The 15,400-nt window shown below is 64.1% G+C and carries 11 protein-coding genes; 7 read left to right on the top strand and 4 right to left on the bottom strand.

The window, feature by feature from the left end:
• Positions 1–97 precede the first annotated feature (97 nt).
• Complete coding sequence (locus tag LB523_RS10455; RefSeq protein ID WP_224602571.1) at positions 98–1,276, top strand: M24 family metallopeptidase; 1,179 nt, start codon at positions 98–100, stop codon at positions 1,274–1,276.
• A gap of 89 nt (positions 1,277–1,365) precedes the next feature.
• Here LB523_RS10455 and LB523_RS10450 read toward each other — a convergent pair whose 3' ends face one another.
• Positions 1,366–2,646, bottom strand: a complete 1,281-nt coding sequence (locus LB523_RS10450; protein WP_224602570.1) for a M23 family metallopeptidase — start codon at positions 2,644–2,646, stop codon at positions 1,366–1,368.
• Positions 2,647–2,944: 298 nt separating this feature from the next.
• Between LB523_RS10450 and LB523_RS10445 the strand changes: the two genes are divergently transcribed.
• Positions 2,945–3,946, top strand: a complete 1,002-nt coding sequence (locus LB523_RS10445; protein WP_224602569.1) for a sterol desaturase family protein — start codon at positions 2,945–2,947, stop codon at positions 3,944–3,946.
• Positions 3,943–5,079 (top strand): GNAT family N-acetyltransferase, encoded by a 1,137-nt coding sequence (locus LB523_RS10440; RefSeq protein WP_224602568.1) that lies wholly within the window; start codon positions 3,943–3,945, stop codon positions 5,077–5,079. The genes LB523_RS10445 and LB523_RS10440 overlap by 4 nt, the downstream gene beginning before the upstream one ends.
• A 41-nt stretch (positions 5,080–5,120) precedes the next feature.
• On the opposite strand, the gene LB523_RS10435 is transcribed toward LB523_RS10440, so the two are convergent.
• Positions 5,121–5,588 (bottom strand): peroxiredoxin, encoded by a 468-nt coding sequence (locus tag LB523_RS10435; protein WP_140840217.1) that lies wholly within the window; start codon positions 5,586–5,588, stop codon positions 5,121–5,123.
• Between the two features lie 95 nt (positions 5,589–5,683).
• Between LB523_RS10435 and LB523_RS10430 the strand changes: the two genes are divergently transcribed.
• The gene (locus LB523_RS10430) at positions 5,684–9,106 is read left to right on the top strand and encodes a DUF3971 domain-containing protein (protein WP_224602567.1); all 3,423 of its coding nucleotides are present in this window, start codon (positions 5,684–5,686) and stop codon (positions 9,104–9,106) included.
• An 11-nt stretch (positions 9,107–9,117) separates the two neighbouring features.
• Here LB523_RS10430 and tyrS read toward each other — a convergent pair whose 3' ends face one another.
• The gene (gene tyrS, locus LB523_RS10425; protein ID WP_224602566.1) at positions 9,118–10,371 is read right to left on the bottom strand and encodes a tyrosine--tRNA ligase; all 1,254 of its coding nucleotides are present in this window, start codon (positions 10,369–10,371) and stop codon (positions 9,118–9,120) included.
• A gap of 286 nt (positions 10,372–10,657) precedes the next feature.
• Here tyrS and LB523_RS10420 point away from each other — a divergent pair, with 286 nt between their 5' ends.
• Both LB523_RS10420 and LB523_RS10415 read left to right on the top strand, forming a co-directional pair.
• Positions 10,658–12,301, top strand: coding sequence for an ArnT family glycosyltransferase (locus LB523_RS10420; protein ID WP_224602565.1), 1,644 nt, complete (start codon positions 10,658–10,660; stop codon positions 12,299–12,301).
• A gap of 42 nt (positions 12,302–12,343) precedes the next feature.
• A complete protein-coding gene (locus LB523_RS10415; RefSeq protein WP_224602564.1) occupies positions 12,344–13,207 on the top strand; it encodes a phosphatase PAP2 family protein in 864 nt (287 codons plus the stop codon).
• Positions 13,208–13,234: 27 nt separating this feature from the next.
• On the opposite strand, the gene LB523_RS10410 is transcribed toward LB523_RS10415, so the two are convergent.
• Positions 13,235–13,909 (bottom strand): alpha/beta hydrolase, encoded by a 675-nt coding sequence (locus LB523_RS10410; RefSeq protein ID WP_095765174.1) that lies wholly within the window; start codon positions 13,907–13,909, stop codon positions 13,235–13,237.
• Positions 13,910–14,176: 267 nt separating this feature from the next.
• Between LB523_RS10410 and LB523_RS10405 the strand changes: the two genes are divergently transcribed.
• Positions 14,177–15,337: a cysteine desulfurase family protein gene (locus LB523_RS10405; RefSeq protein ID WP_224602561.1), complete on the top strand. Its 1,161-nt coding sequence runs from the start codon at positions 14,177–14,179 to the stop codon at positions 15,335–15,337.
• The last annotated feature ends 63 nt before the right edge of the window (positions 15,338–15,400 follow it).

Genomic DNA, 15,400 nt, shown 5'->3' with positions numbered 1-15,400 from the left:
CCATGCATCGTCCTGGCCGATTGTCGCCGGTCAAAACCACCGCAATGGTGGACGACAGGGCTTCGTCCCGACCAGATCGAGCCGGTGAGGAGAAAAGATGATTGAACTGCCTTTTGCCCGCGAAGAATACCAGCAGCGGCTCGGAAAAATCCGCGCCGAGATGGCCAAGCGCGGCATCGAACTCCTGATCGTCAACGACGTCGCCAACCAGCATTACATCACCGGTTATGACGGCTGGTCGTTCTACACGCCCCAGGTGGTGCTCGTGCCGATCGAGGACGCCGAGCCGGTCTGGATCGGCCGCGCCATGGATGCGGCCGGCGGGTTGCTGACGGCCTGGATGAAGCCGGAAAACGTGATCGGATTTCCGGAGGACCACGTTCAGCGCGCCGATCGTCATCCCATGGACTGGATCGCGGCCTGGATCGTCGCCAAAGGCTGGGGCAGCCGCAACATCGGCGTCGAGCTCGAAGCCTATTATTTCTCGCCGAAGGCCCATGCACGGCTCGTCGCCGGGCTGCCCAATGCGAAATGGCACGATGCCGATCTGCTCGTGAACTGGATCCGCGCGGTGAAGTCGGCGCCGGAAATCGCCTATCTGCGCAACGCATCAAGGCTGGCCGAGGCGGCGGTCGCGCGGGCCTACGAAGTCATCGCGCCGGGCATGCGTGAATGCGACGCGATTGCTTCCATCCAGGCGGCGCAGATCGCCGGCAGCCCGGATTTCGCCGGCGACATCACGGCGCTGCCGCCGACGATCCTCGGCGGCGAAAACGCGTCCGCGCCGCACATCATGTGGAGCGACAGGCGGTTCGGGAAGGACGAAACGATCGCGCTCGAGCTTGCCGGCGTCTGCCGTCGCTATGCGGCGGGGCTCGCCAGGACGATGCAACTCGGCAAGACGCCGGCTCGCGTCGCAGACACGGCAAAGGCGGTGATCGAGGGCATGGATGCGGTGCTCGAAACCGCACGTCCGGGAACGACCGCCGAAGCGGTCGAAGCCGCATGGCGCAAGGTCATAGAGCGCCACGGGCTGAAGAAGGAATCGCGTATCGGCTATTCCATCGGCCTCGCCTATCCGCCGGATTGGGGCGAGCATACGATCAGCCTGAGACCGGGCGACAAGACGGTGCTCCAGCCCGGCAATGTCGTTCATTCCATCCTGGGCATGTGGATGGACGGCTGGGGCATCGAGATCAGCGAAACCATTCTGGTGACCGATGCCGGCAACGAGACGCTGACGAGATTCCCGCGGGATATCCATGTCAAAGCCTGACTGGCCGGCGCGAGCCGCGGCCGATATCGACGCCGGGATTGTCGATCGGATGATCGAGATCGGGCACGGCGCCGGTTTGGATCAGCCGGTCAAAGGTACTGCGCGACCTTCTTGCCAACGGTGAGGAAGCGCAGCGGGTCGACCGCTTCGCCATCGTGGCGCACTTCATAGTGCAGGTGCGGACCCGTCGAGCGGCCGCTGCTGCCGGTCTTGCCGATGACGTCGCCGGCGGCGAGCTTCTGGCCGACACTCACATCGATCTCGCTCAGATGTCCGTAGCGTGTGGCAAAGCCGTTGCCGTGGTCGACCTCGACCATGCGGCCGTAGCCGCCGGCCCAGCCGGCTCTTGTGACGACGCCGGCGGCGGTGACCTTGGCCGGCATGCCGATCGGCGCCCTGAAATCCATTCCCGTATGCAGGGCGGCGCTGCCCAGGATCGGATCGGTGCGCACGCCGAAGGGGCTGGTCACCGTGCGACCCGGGGCGGGATTGGCGAGCGGCAGCTTGCGCGCCTCTTTCTTGACCTGGTCGAGCGCATCGAGCGCCTCGTCCAACTCCTTGACCTTGCTGTCGAAACCCGTGGAGGGATCAAGCGGAACCAGCGGGCCGCCGACATCGCTCTTGTTCAGTTCGCCGTCGACCGGCAGGCCAGCCGCTTCCAGTGCCTGGGCTATGGCATCGGCATTCTTGTAGGCATTGTCGGCAAGCGTGGCGATGCGCGAAAGCTGCTGGCCCTCGATGGCCTTCAACGAGGCATTGATCGAGACGAACAGCTTGTCGGCGCGATCGGCCGCCGTTTCGCCGTCAAGCGGATCGGACCGTGTCGACCAGAGCGAGAAGGACCTTGTATCGCCGGCGTCCAAGGATGCGACGGAATAGGTCGGCGCCTGCGAAAGGCTGCCGGTGACCTCGGCGTGCTCGTCGGGCTTGGGTGCCGTTGAGCCCGTCGCGGGCATGTCGCCGACCTCGTTCTCGGCGCGCTCGAGGATCGGCCCGAGCCGTCCGTGCCGCTCGCTGAGCTGGGTCTGCCTGGCCAGCAGCTCGCTGACCTTGGTCTCCATCAGCTGCTGATCGAGAAGCTGGCGGCTGGTGATGCGGTCGACCTGGGCACGAAGGGCCGAGATGCGGTCCTCATAGGCCTGCTGCATGCGCGCCTGCCTTGCCGTCGTGGCGCCGATCAGGTCGTCGCGCAGCACCAGATAGGAAGTCGCGAGCAGATAGCCGATGGCGATCGCCGCCAGAGCCGAGCCGATGAAGGCCGCGACCCAGGGGCGGATGGTGAAATGCCTGATCTCGTCGCCCCGGGCGATGATGACCGTGTGCGGTTCCTTACGCCTGCCGAAGACAGCTGACTGACCGGTTGGTTTCACGGGGACCAAGCTTTCGTTACGGACCAACGACAAGCCTGATTACACATTATTAGGGTTAACAAAGGCTTGCCGTGTCGACCGCGCGGCGCCGGATGCACGCAGTGCGGGCACGAGGTTGCGCGAAAATCTTTAGGACGCGGACGCCATGTCGCGTTGGCGATGAGCACCAAAGTTCTGCCAGGAGCAGCCTGGAGCTCGCAGAGCAAGGCTCGGGTTTCTTAACTGTCTTCGATTGCGTTTAGTTGACGTTTTTAGAGTAAAGGCGTGTTGGTATTTGGGATTCAACGTGGCGGTGGGAATGCTGGGCGATCTGGTTGGCAAGATCCTCGACAAGATTTCGGGCACCAGTCTGCTGGCGACCGGGCTTTTGCTGCTGACTGCCTTTGTCAGCGCGCTTGTGGCCTATTGGCGCGCGGTCGAGGAGAAGAGCTGGAAGGAGTTTTTCGAGTTCGCCATCCCGCGTGAGGTCATCACCCATCCTTCCGCGAAGGCCGACCTGCTGTTCTGGATCACGAAGAAGGCCCTGATGCCTTTCCTGATGCTGCCCGCCGGAATCGTCTTCGTCACGGTGGTGGGGTACGGGACCAACTGGCTGTTTTCGACACTGTTCCACTTCCAGCCGCCTCTGACCGAGGGGCCGGCAGGGCCGGTGACGGTTCTGATCTTCACCGTCAGCATGCTCCTCGCCTACGACATTTCCTATTACCTCTATCATGTCGCCCAGCATCGCTATCCGCTGCTTTGGGAACTGCACAAGGTGCATCACTCGGCCGAGGTGATGGTCGGGATCACCAAGGACCGGGTCCATCCGCTCGACGAGTTGATGAACCGAGCTTGGGACGGCATCGTCGTGGGGCTCTGCTTCGGCATCTGGTCGCTGATTTCGCTGAACCTTGTCGAACTGACCGTTTTTGGCGTCAACGTCTATGTCATGCGTAACATCCTGATGATGGATTTCGTCAGGCACACGCATTTCAAGATCTCGTTCGGCCCGCTCAACAACTTGATCCTGTGTCCTCACTGGCATCAGCTGCATCACAGCGTCGATCCGCGCCACTACGACAAGAACTTCGGGCTGCTCTTCTCGTTCTGGGACCGGCTCTTCGGAACATTGTGTGTGCCGAGGCCCGACGAGGACTTCAAGTTCGGGCTGGTCGACCGCGATGTGCGCGACTATCAGTCGCTCGCAGGCCTTTACGTCATGCCGCTGAAGCGGATGTGGGGACATATCGCCAAGCGCATCCGGCCCGGAAGGCCACGGTCACGCGCCTCGCGAGCCTCGGAGGGGACACGGCCATGAACGCTCCCGTTGTGCTCGCAATCCCGCGGACACGCACCTTCGAAGTCGTGACAACGGCGGCCCGCCTGGCCGAGATCGCACCGGCCTGGGCCGCGCTCTGGCAGCGGGCTGGCGGGCTTGTCTTCCAGCACCCGGACTGGATCGCGGCTTGGTGGCGCACCACCCCGCAGCAGGAGCGGCGCGCGCTCAGGATTGGGCTCGCCTGGAACGGCGACCGGCTCGATGGGGTGATAGCGCTCGCGACCTTCAGGCGTTCCGGCATCCGCATCCTCGAATGGGCGGCGAAGGATCACAGTGACTATGGCGACGCGCTGGTTGCACCTGACAGCGACCCGCGGGCGATCTCCCGCCTCTGGCAGTATGTTTTTGACCACGGTGGCTTCGACCTGATCTATCTCAACCGCCTGCTGCCGGATGCCGGTGTTCATGCCCTGCTGAAACCGGCTCACGGCGAGGCGCTTCGGCCCAACCACCGCACTGAACTCAGCTATCGTGTCGCCGGCTCTTGGCAGTGTGGGGCGCAATGGTTCGAGACGTTGTCCAAGAAGGGCCGGCAGAACTATCGTCGCGGCCGCAAGTTCATGGAAGAAAGCGGTGCATTGCGTTTCCGGCTGCTGGATGCGGAGGACCCGCGCGAACCGGTGCTCGAGCGCGTCGCGACGTTGAAACGCCTCTGGCTCGCCCGCCATGGTCGTGCCTCGGATCTGTTCGACAAGGGCTCGCCGGTTCTTGCCGCGCTTATTTCGGTGCTGGCCGACCTCGGGCTGTTGCGCATCTTCGTGCTGGAGCTTGACGACACGATCGTCGCCGTCTCGATCAATTTCGAGCAGCACGGCACGATGATGGCTTTCGTCACCACCTATGATCCCGAATACGAGCGCGCCTCGCCGGGTATGGTACTGATGATGGACTATATCCAATGGTCGTTCGACCGCGGCCTTGCCACGATTGATTTTCTCTGCGGCGGCGAGGATTTCAAGCGGCGCTTTGCCACGCAATCAGTCACGCTGTCGTCCATGATGGGCGCGCGCGGCTTGCGTGGCCATCTTGCCGCGCTGGCCGATCAGGTGAGCCATCGTTCGAAATCCTGGAGGACGCGGCGGCAGCCGAAGCCTGAGGCATCTGACGAGTAACGACCATAATTGTCGATTGCTTTGGCGGGCTTTGGCGACGCTCAGAGCGCGCGAACGGCTTCCAGCACGGCCTCGGCATGGCCCTTGACGCGAACCTTGCGCCAGATACGGGCGATCCGCCCGTCCTTCCCGATCAGGAAGGTGGCGCGCTCGACACCCATATATTTGCGCCCATACATCGTCTTTTCGACCCACAAACGGTAGGCCTCGATCACTTTGCGCTCCTCGTCAGCGATGAGATCGACCGTGAGATCGTGCTTCGCCTTGAATTTGTCGTGTTTCTTCGCGCTATCAGGCGACAGCCCGATCACCACGGCACCGGCCTTCTCGAACTCCGGCTTCAACTGCGAGAAGCTGATGGCCTCGGCGGTGCAACTTGTGGTGTCGTCTTGCGGATAGAAGTAAAGTACCACTGGCTTGCCCAGGAACGCCGCGAGGCTGAGAGAGCCGCCGCCGTCACGCGGAAGATCGAATTGCGGCGCTGCGTCGCCCACCTCGAGGTCAGCCATATCGATGCCCTTGTTTGCGGTTACGCGCGGGAAATCATCGATATAACGTGAGGCGGGGATTCGTCCACGACGAGTTCGTCACAACGGAATATTGCTTGGATCAGGAAGAACCGCAGCACGAGAAGATCAGGTTCAGGCGTGACGAGATCACCGACCTGGCGAGGCTTCCGTCCGCGTGCAGCGTGCCGCCGCTCGGCCGGGCAGCCGTGCGGCGGCGTTTCCGCGTCCTCGGCCGGGTGTTTGCCGGGTTTTGCGCGCTCATGCTTCTGGCGGCGGCGGGTGTCTATGTCCTCGGCGCCTCCGGCATCGGCACGGAGCGCCTGCGGACTGAGGCGGAGACAGCCATCGAGAAGCTGGCCGGCATCGATGTCAACGTCGCCGTCGGCCCGGCTCGGCTGACGCTCGACGGGTCGAGCTTCGTCGCCCTGCAGGTGAACGATGTCAGCCTGAAGACGGCCGACGGCAAGCCGATGGCCGATATCGGACGCGTACGTTTCGGCATGCGCCTTCTGCCGCTGCTTTCGGGCGACGTCCGGCTGACGAGCGCCAGATTTTCCGATGCCCATATCGTGGTGGGGGCCATGCCCTCCGGAGGCAGCGACTTGACGGCGGCGCTGCGCAACGCGGATGGCCTTGTCGACCCGGAGAAAGTGTCGGCGGCGGTGTTTTCAGGCGTCAACGGCGCGCTTGATGCCGTGCGCGAGGACTCGATGCGACAGATCGATCTGCGCAATGTCGAGTTCAAGCTGCCGGACGCCGGACCGGTCAAGCGCGTGACCATCGCCTCGGCGACCGTCGCGCAGACAGGCGCGGGACGCATGCAGGTTTCCTACGATGCCGATGTCGATGGCCGGCACGCGACTTTGACCGCCTCGGCGACGCGCGATGCGACGGCAAGGCGCATTTCGTCGCTGGACGCCAATCTCGAGATAGAAGGCGCCCCCGGCAAGGGCAGTTCGACCGAGGCCGCCCCGGCCGATGGCGCCAAGCTGGGTTCGATCGCATTGAAGCTTTCGGGCTCGGAAGCGTCGGGCGACAACCCGTCGCGCCTCGCGGCTTCGCTCTCCCTCAACGGTTCGGTGCTCGACCTGGGCGAGCGCGGGCTGCTGCCGACCGATGTCGAAGCCGATGCCACGCTGGTGGCCGGTTCAAACAAGATCTCGGTCGACCGGCTGCTGATCAGGAGCAGCCGCTCCAGCTTCAACTTTGCCGGATCGATCGGGCCGAAGCCGGCAGCTGCGGGGGAGGAGCCCGCCTACCGCTATGATCTCACCAGCGACGGCTCGACGCTGGCGCCTTCGGAATCGCAGGAACCGGCGCTTCAGTTCCTGGCCCGTATCGCCGGTGTCTACCAGCCGAAGAGCCGCAAGCTCGTTGCCGAGCAGATCGGCGTGCGCTCCGGCGGACCGGGCGAGGTACTGGGCGCGGCCACCGTCGCCTTCATCGACCACGGCCCGCCAGGGGTATCGCTGTCGCTCAACGTGCATGACATGCCAGTCTCGCATGTCAAGCAATTGTGGCCGTGGTTCTCGGCCCGCAACGCGCGGCTTTGGGTGCTGGGCAACTTGTTCGGCGGCACGGTGACCGACGCCAATCTGCAGTTCCAGGTCGCGCCGGGGCGCCTCGGCAACGGCGTGCCGCTTACCGGCGATGAAGTATTCGGCCGTTTCCAGATCGAAGGGTCGCGCTTCGATACCGCCGGGCGCATCCCGCCGGTCCGCGACGCCGTCGGCGCGGTTGCGTTCCATGGTAACGATGTCGATATCGCGCTCTCCTCGGGCAGCGTCTATATGCCGAGCGGCCGCACTGTGGCGGCAAGCGGCGGCACGCTGACGGTCAAGAATGCAAACCGACCGATTGTGATCGGGGGGCTCGACATCGACGTGGCGGGCGAGGCGCCGGCGATCGCCGAACTGGCCTCCTATGAGCCGATCAATGCCATGCGCCATGTCGGACTGGCACCGGAAGACCTGTCCGGCACCGTCACCGGCCATGTCAGAGCGGACATTCCGCTGACCAAGGGCATGGACACCTCGAAGCTAGATTGGCTGGTTTCGCTCGATTATCGGGACCTGTCGCTGGCGAAGCCTTTCGAGGACCAGACCGTGACCGACGCCGATGGCTCGATCACCGTCGGGCCAAAGCAGGCGGTGATTTCCGCCGAGGCCAAGCTCAACGGCATTCCGGCCGACCTCGATCTCGTCGAGCCGCTCGCCGACGACGGGCCGGCGCGAAGCCGCAAGGTTACGCTGGTCCTCGACGACAAGACGCGCAACGCCAGCATGCCTGGACTGTCGGCCCTGCTGTCGGGAACCATCAAGGTGGCGATCGACAAGAGCGGCGAGGGCGCCCAGCAGGTTTCGGCGGACCTGACCAATGCCAGGCTCGACATTCCGTGGGCGGGCTGGAGCAAGGGCGCCGGCATTCCCGCCAAGGTCGCTTTCGACATGGCGAAGTCCGGCAGCACCACCACATTGACCGATTTCGCTCTCGACGGAAAAAGCTTCTCGATCGACGGCAATGTGACGCTGGTCAACGGCTCGCTGTCCGCGGCCCGCTTCAGCAAAGTCGCGTTGAACAGAGGCGACGACATCGCCGTTTCGGTCAAGCGTTCAGGCAAGAGCTACGCTGTCGATGTCAGCGGCGCGTCGCTCGACGCCCGCTCGCTGATCAAACAGTTCACCTCGGATGTCGATACAGCCACGAAGGGCGCCGGCAGCGACGCGATCTCGGTGAGCGCCGATGTGACATCGCTGACCGGTTTTCATGACGAGGTGCTCTCCAACCTCAAGCTCGAATACAGCGCCGCCGGATCGCGGGTGAATGGGCTAAACGTCACCGCCGCGGCAAGCTCGGGCGCCGCGATCACGATCAACAACACCACCAGCGAAGGCGGCCGCGTGCTCAGGGTGAAGTCTGCCGATGCCGGCGCGATCCTGCGTTTCCTCAATGTCTACGAGCATATGGAAGGCGGCGCGATCACGCTGTCGCTCTCGGGCGCCGGCGACGGGCCGATGAAGGGACAGGTGGATGCCCGCAACTTCTATGTCGTCAACGAGCCCAAGCTGGCCTCGATCGTGTCGACGACGCCGGCTGGCGATACACGCAGCCTGAACCAAGCCGTCAAAAGCAACATCGACACGTCCAGGGTGCAGTTCGAGCGCGGCTTTGCCGAGATCGACAAGGGCTCCGGCTATCTGAAACTGGCGAACGGCCTGCTGCGCGGCCCGCGCATCGGCACGACCTTCCAGGGCACGCTTTACGATCCCAACAACAACATGGACATGACCGGCACCTTCATGCCGGTCTATGGCCTCAACCGCATCTTCGGCGAGCTGCCGCTGTTCGGGCCGCTGCTCGGCAACGGGCGCGACCGCGGCCTGATCGGTGTCACCTACCGGCTGCGCGGCAATGCCAACAAGCCGACGCTCAACATCAATCCGCTATCGGTGGTGGCGCCGGGCATATTCCGCTCGATCTTCGAGTACAGGCAGCAACCGTCCCAAACTGCGCAGTAAGGTTCGGCCGATCAGATCGGCCGTACCAGCACATGCTTTTTCTTGCCGAGCGAAAGCTTCACGACGCCTTCCGGGCCGAGATCCTGAAGCGTGACGACGCGGCGCTCGTCGGTCAGGGGCTGATCGTTGATGCGCACGGCGCCGCCTTGGACATGCCGGCGCGCTTCGCCGTTCGAGCCGGCCAGCCCGGCGCTCACGAACAGCGCCAGGATGCCGACGCCTGACTCAAGGTCCGATTTGGCGACCTCGACGCTGGGCAGAGTGTCTGCGAGCGCGCCTTCCTCGAAAGTCTTGCGCGCCGTCTCGCTTGCGGTCTCGGCCGCCTCGCGGCCATGCAGCATGGCGGTGATCTCGGTGGCGAGGATCTTCTTCGCCTCGTTGATCTCCGAGCCGCCGAGCTTTTCAAGGCGCGCCACCTCGTCGAGCGGCAGGGTCGTGTAGAGCTTCAGGAAGCGCCCGACATCGGCGTCCTCGGTGTTGCGCCAGTACTGCCAGAATTCGTAAGGCGAGAGCATGTCGCCATCGAGCCAGACCGCGCCCGAGGCGGACTTGCCCATCTTGGCGCCGGAGGAGGTGGTGAGCAGCGGCGTGGTCATGGCGAAGAGCTGCACGCCCTCCATGCGGTGGCCGAGGTCGATGCCGTTGACGATATTGCCCCACTGGTCCGAGCCGCCCATCTGCAGCCGGCAGCCGACGCGCTTGTAGAGCTCGACGAAGTCGTAGGCCTGCAGGATCATATAGTTGAATTCGAGGAAGGACAGCGACTGCTCGCGATCGAGTCTCAGCTTCACGCTATCGAAGGCAAGCATGCGGTTGACGGAGAAATGCCGGCCGACATCGCGCAGGAAATTGACGTAGTTGATCTGCATCAGCCAGTCGGCGTTGTTGACCATGACCGCGTCGCCCGGGCCGCTGCCGAATTTCAGGTAAGGCGCGAAATTGCGGCGGATGCCGACGAGATTGTCCTCGATGTCCTTAGGAGTGAGCAGCTTGCGCGCCTCGTCCTTGAAGGACGGGTCGCCGATCATCGACGTGCCGCCGCCCATCAGCGCGATCGGCCGATGACCGGTCTGCTGCAACCAATGCAGCATCATGATCTGGATCAGCGATCCGGCATGCAGGCTCTTGGCGGTGGCGTCGAAACCGATATAGGCGCTCACCGTTTCCTTGGCGAAAAGCTGGTCGAGGGCCGATTCATCCGAAATCTGGTGAATGAAGCCGCGCTCGCTCATGATGCGCAGGAAATCGGATTTGAAGGCGGACATTTTTTCTTCCTGGAGGTCGCCGGGCGCTTGGCCATGCTTGATATGAAGGCGCGCGTTTAGCATCCAAGCGCGATCAGCAAAAGTGGTTTCCGGTTTTGCGTCCGATCGCGCTTCAACCAACAAACACGCGATCAGCAGAGTGGTTTCCGGTTTTGCGTCCGGCGTATGCGGCGCCGGCGTCCTTGCTTCGCCCTTTTTGCTGGCGTAATGAGGCGCCGCGCAAAGACACGGCGCCATGCACCGCGACGGGGCCATCCCGCAGTTTCAGATCGGAAAAGCTCCCGCGATGAACAGGAACTCCCTCTTCCTCTTTCTGTTCAGCATCGTCATGACCGTCAGCGGGTTGGCAAGCCTGCCGCCGGTCGACCGCGATGAATCCCGTTTCGTCCAGTCGACCAAGCAGATGGTCGAGACCGGCGACTATGTCGATATCCGCCTGCAGGATGTCACGCGCTACAAGAAGCCGATCGGCATCTACTGGCTGCAGTCGGCGGCGGTCGCGCTGAGCGGCGAGGGGGCCGCGGCGCCGATCTGGGTCTATCGCCTGGTCTCGATGCTGGGCATCGCGCTCGCGGTCGTCGGCATCGGCTGGACCGGGACAAAATTCTTCGGCGCCAATGCCGGGCTGGCCGCCGGCCTGATGATGGCGGCGATCTTCGCCACCGCCTTCGAGGGGCGCGACGCCAAGACCGATGCCATGCTTCTCGCCTGCTGCGTGATGGCGCAAGGCGCGCTGGCGCAGGTGTATTGGGCAGCCAAGCGCAACGATCCGGTTCCCGGGCATCTGCCGTGGATTTTCTGGATCGCGCAAGGCTTCGGTATCCTCATCAAGGGCCCGGTTTCACCGCTTTTGTCGCTGCTGACCGCCGCTGCCCTCTTTGCCTTCGACCGCGACTGGCGCTGGCTCCTCAAGATGAAGCTGGTGCGCGGCGTCCTGATCGTGCTGGCGATCGTGCTCCCGTGGCTTATCCTCATCACCTGGAAGAGCGGCGGGGCCTTCTTCCAGGAAGCGGTCGGCAAGGACATGCTGAACAAGGTGGCGCAAGGCGAGGAATCGCACGGCCTGCCGCCCGGCTTCTATATGCTGACTTATTCGCTGTTCATGTGGCCCTTCGGGCTGATTGCGGTCGGCGCCGGGCTCCAGGCTATCAACCGGTTTTGGGACGATCCGCGGCTGCGCTTCTGCCTGGCCTGGTACATCCCGTTCTGGCTGGTGTTCGAGGCGATTCCGACCAAGCTGCCGCATTACGTGTTGCCGGCCTATCCGGGCATGGCGCTTCTGGTCGGCTGGCTGCTCACCTTGCCGGCGGACAAGGCCAACGCGCCGCTGAAGCGCTGGCAGACATGGCTGTGGTGGGCGACGGCTTTCGGCCTTGCCGTGGTGGCGATCGGCCTTGCCGTGGTCTGCGTCGGCGCGCCGCTTTACCTAGCCAAGACCTTCTCCTGGTGGAGCATACCGGCGGCGATCGCCGCTCTGGTCACCGGCTATCTTGCCTTCCCCAGGCAGTTGCAGGTGCCGCTGCCGCGCATCGCGGCCATCGCGGTCGGCGCCGGCATCACCTTCAGCCTGCTGTTCGGCGTGATCGCGCCGTCGCTGAAACCGATCTGGCTGAGCCCCGCCGTCAAGGCCGCTGTCGACGCCAACCGCCCTTGCGACACCACGGTGCTTGCCTCGGCGAAGTTCCAGGAGCCAAGCCTGGTCTTCCTGGTCGGCACCAAGACCGTGCTGACCGACATCGAGGGCGTGGGGCAACATCTGCTCGCCGATCCATCCTGCGCGCTCGGGCTGGCGCCGATCAAGGACGAGCAGAAGCTTACCAACGTGCTGGCCGCTCAGGGCAAGTCGGCAAAGCGGCTGACCGAGATCGACGGCATCAACTATTCGTCGGGAGACAAGCTGTCGCTCGGGCTTTACCGGGTGGCGCCGTGATGAATAGCGTCGGGCATCGAATGTCCCTATAAGCGCCCAGCCATGTCCGCCGCGCCGCCCCTTGCCCTCTACCGCCGCTCGCTCGGCAATTTCCGCGACACGATGTCGATCGTGAGGCGACGCTTTGCCGTGCGTCCGGCGCGCTATCCGAGAATTCTGTGGAGCGTCTGGCTCATGGCCTGGGCGCTGCTCACCGTGGCGATCTTCCTGCGCCTCGACGCCGGAGCGGGCGAGATGCGCGGCGAATGGTCCTCCGGCTTTGCGCGCTTCACCGATTTCTTCACGCAATTCGGCCTCGGCGGCTGGTATCTCATTCCAGCGGCACTCTGCCTCGTCGCCGCCAATCTGACGGATTGGCGCGGCCTGTCCCGGCATGGCCGGATGATCGTCTACAACTGGACGTGTTTCGCGTTCCTGGTGCTATGCGCCGTCGGCCTTTCCGGTCTTGCGGTCAACGTGCTGAAATACGGAATCGGCCGCGCCCGGCCGCTTTATTTCGACAGCTTTGGCGTCCTGTCGCTGCATCCTTTCGCCATGGACGCGCGCTTTGCCGGTTTCCCGTCCGGCCATGCCACGACGATGGGCGCCGTCTTCGGCATCCTGCTGCTGTTGTTCCCGCGGCGCTGGTATATCGCGCTGGCGATCACCGCCTGCATCGCTTCGACACGCATCTTCGTCGGCGCGCACTATCCCAGCGACACGGTCGCGGGCTTCGGGCTCGGACTGGCGTTCGCGGTGCTATCGGGGCTGGTGTTTGCCCGGCTCGGCTTCATCTTCGGCCAGACCGGTTCGAAGCTGCCGGTGCGCAAGCGGACGTTCCGGTTGGTACCGTCCCGCGCGCCAAGAGGCAGGGCTTCGACAGCCGATACGGTCGAGGCCGGAGTCGATCAAACCCAGATTCCTTAAGACGCCCTGACTGGCGGCCTTCCGCGCTTAGCGCAGCCGCTTCGGCCTCGGATCGGCCAGCTCGCCCGCCAGGCGACGGTCGAGATAGTCGGCGCACTCCTGGATCAGCAGTTCGGAATCGTTGGCGAAGAAATGGTTGGCGCCTGGGATCGTCTTCTGCGTGATGGTGATGCCCTTTTGCGTGTGCAGCTTGTCGACCAGGCCCTGCACATCCTTCGGCGGCGCCACCTTATCGGCATCGCCATGGATGATGAGGCCGGACGACGGACAGGGCGCCAGGAACGAGAAGTCGTAGGTGTTGGGTTGCGGCGCGACCGAAATAAAACCCTCGATCTCGGGCCGGCGCATCAGGAGCTGCATGCCGATCCATGCGCCGAAGGAATAGCCGGCGACCCAGCAGCTCTTCGAATCCGGATGCAGCGACTGCACCCAGTCGAGCGCGGCGGCCGCGTCCGACAATTCGCCGGTGCCATGATCGAACTCGCCCTGGCTGCGGCCGATGCCGCGGAAATTGAAACGCAGCGTGGTGAAATCGCGCTTCTGGAACATGTAGAAGAGGTCGTAGACGATCTTGTTGTTCATCGTGCCGCCGAATTGCGGGTGCGGATGCAGCACGATGGCGATCGGGGCGCTCTTTTCCTTCGAGGGCTGATAACGTCCCTCCAGGCGACCAGCCGGACCGGCGAAAATGACCTCAGGCATAAAATACTCCACATGGCATATGAATGCGCTCGCCCGGAACTTTCCTGATCCCGACTCACCCGCGGCCCCACATCTTCTGTGGCCTTGACGCCGGGCGAGCGTGTTCCTAGAAGCTAGTTTAGAATTGTTCAAAACTGGGAGGCCGAAACCCGATGGTCCGGCCGCCCGCGCCGCAAGCCGGGTAAATAGGACGGCTTGCCTTGCAATTTCAAGGAAATAACGCGCTATCCTCGCGGGATAGTCGGCGGAAGGACGAACTGAGCGAAAATGGCCGCAATCTGCGCCTATCTCGACTACAACGCCAGCGCGCCGCTCATTGCGGAAGCGCGGGCAGCGATGGTCGGCGCGCTTGATGCCGCCAATCCGTCATCGGTCCACACGGAAGGGCGCGCCTCGCGCCGGCTGGTCGAGGACGCGCGCCGCGACGTGGCGCGGCTGGTCAACGCCAAGCCTGAACATATTGTCTTCACCTCCGGCGCCACCGAAGCCGCCTCGACGCTGCTTACGCCCGACTGGCAGATGGGACGCGGATCGATCCGCATGTGCCATCTCTTCGTCTCCGAAGCCGACCATCCCTGCATACTGAATGGTGGACGCTTCGCGCCGGCGCAGGTGACGAAGATCGGCGTCGACCCGAACGGCATTGCCGATATCGAGGCGCTGGCCGCCGCGCTCGCCGCGCATGACAAGGCCGCTGGTCTGCCGCTGGTGGCGATCCACGCCGCCAACAACGAGACCGGCGTTATCCAGCCGATCGGGCGCATCGGCGAGATCGTCAAGGCCGCCGGCGGGGTGCTGGTCGTCGACGCCGTGCAGGCTGCCGGGCGGATTCCGCTCGATATGTCAATTCCTTATGCCGATTATCTGATCCTGTCCTCGCACAAGATCGGCGGCCCGAAGGGCGTCGGCGCGATCGTGGCCGCATCCGACCTGATGATGCCGCGCCCGCTGATCAATGGCGGCGGCCAGGAGAAGAGCCACCGCGCCGGCACGGAAAACGTCGCCGGGATCGCCGGTTTCGGCGCTGCGGCGCGTGCCGCGCTGGCCAGTCTCGCCGACATGGACGCCATCGCGAGCCGGCGCGACGAGGTCGAGGCGATCGTGCGCGACCTCGCGCCAGACGCGGAAATTTTCGGAAATGGCGCTCCCAGGCTTGCCAACACGACATTCTTCGCTATTCCCGGCGTCAAGGCCGAAACGGCGCAGATCGCTTTCGATCTCGCCGGCGTCGCGCTGTCGGCGGGTTCAGCCTGCTCGTCGGGGAAGGTCGGGCCAAGCCATGTGCTGAAGGCGATGGGGCATGGCGACAGCCTGGGCGCCTTGCGCGTCTCGATCGGCCGTGCGACCGGCGCCGACGATATCGCGGCGTTTCGGGCGGCACTGGCCGGCATCGTCGCCCGCCGCGCGGGCAAGGAAGAAGCCGCCTGACGGCGGAGCATCGGAGCGAGAAACGCCTTGCGGTTCTCGGATTTCCGCTGCCTGAACAAGAAT

It is taken from the genome of Mesorhizobium sp. ESP-6-4, from assembly GCF_020164735.1.
In the GTDB taxonomy this organism is placed as follows: Bacteria; Pseudomonadota; Alphaproteobacteria; order Rhizobiales; family Rhizobiaceae; genus Mesorhizobium.
The sequence above is the reverse complement of the archived record's forward strand: the minus strand, read 5'-3'. Positions and strand labels throughout refer to the sequence as shown.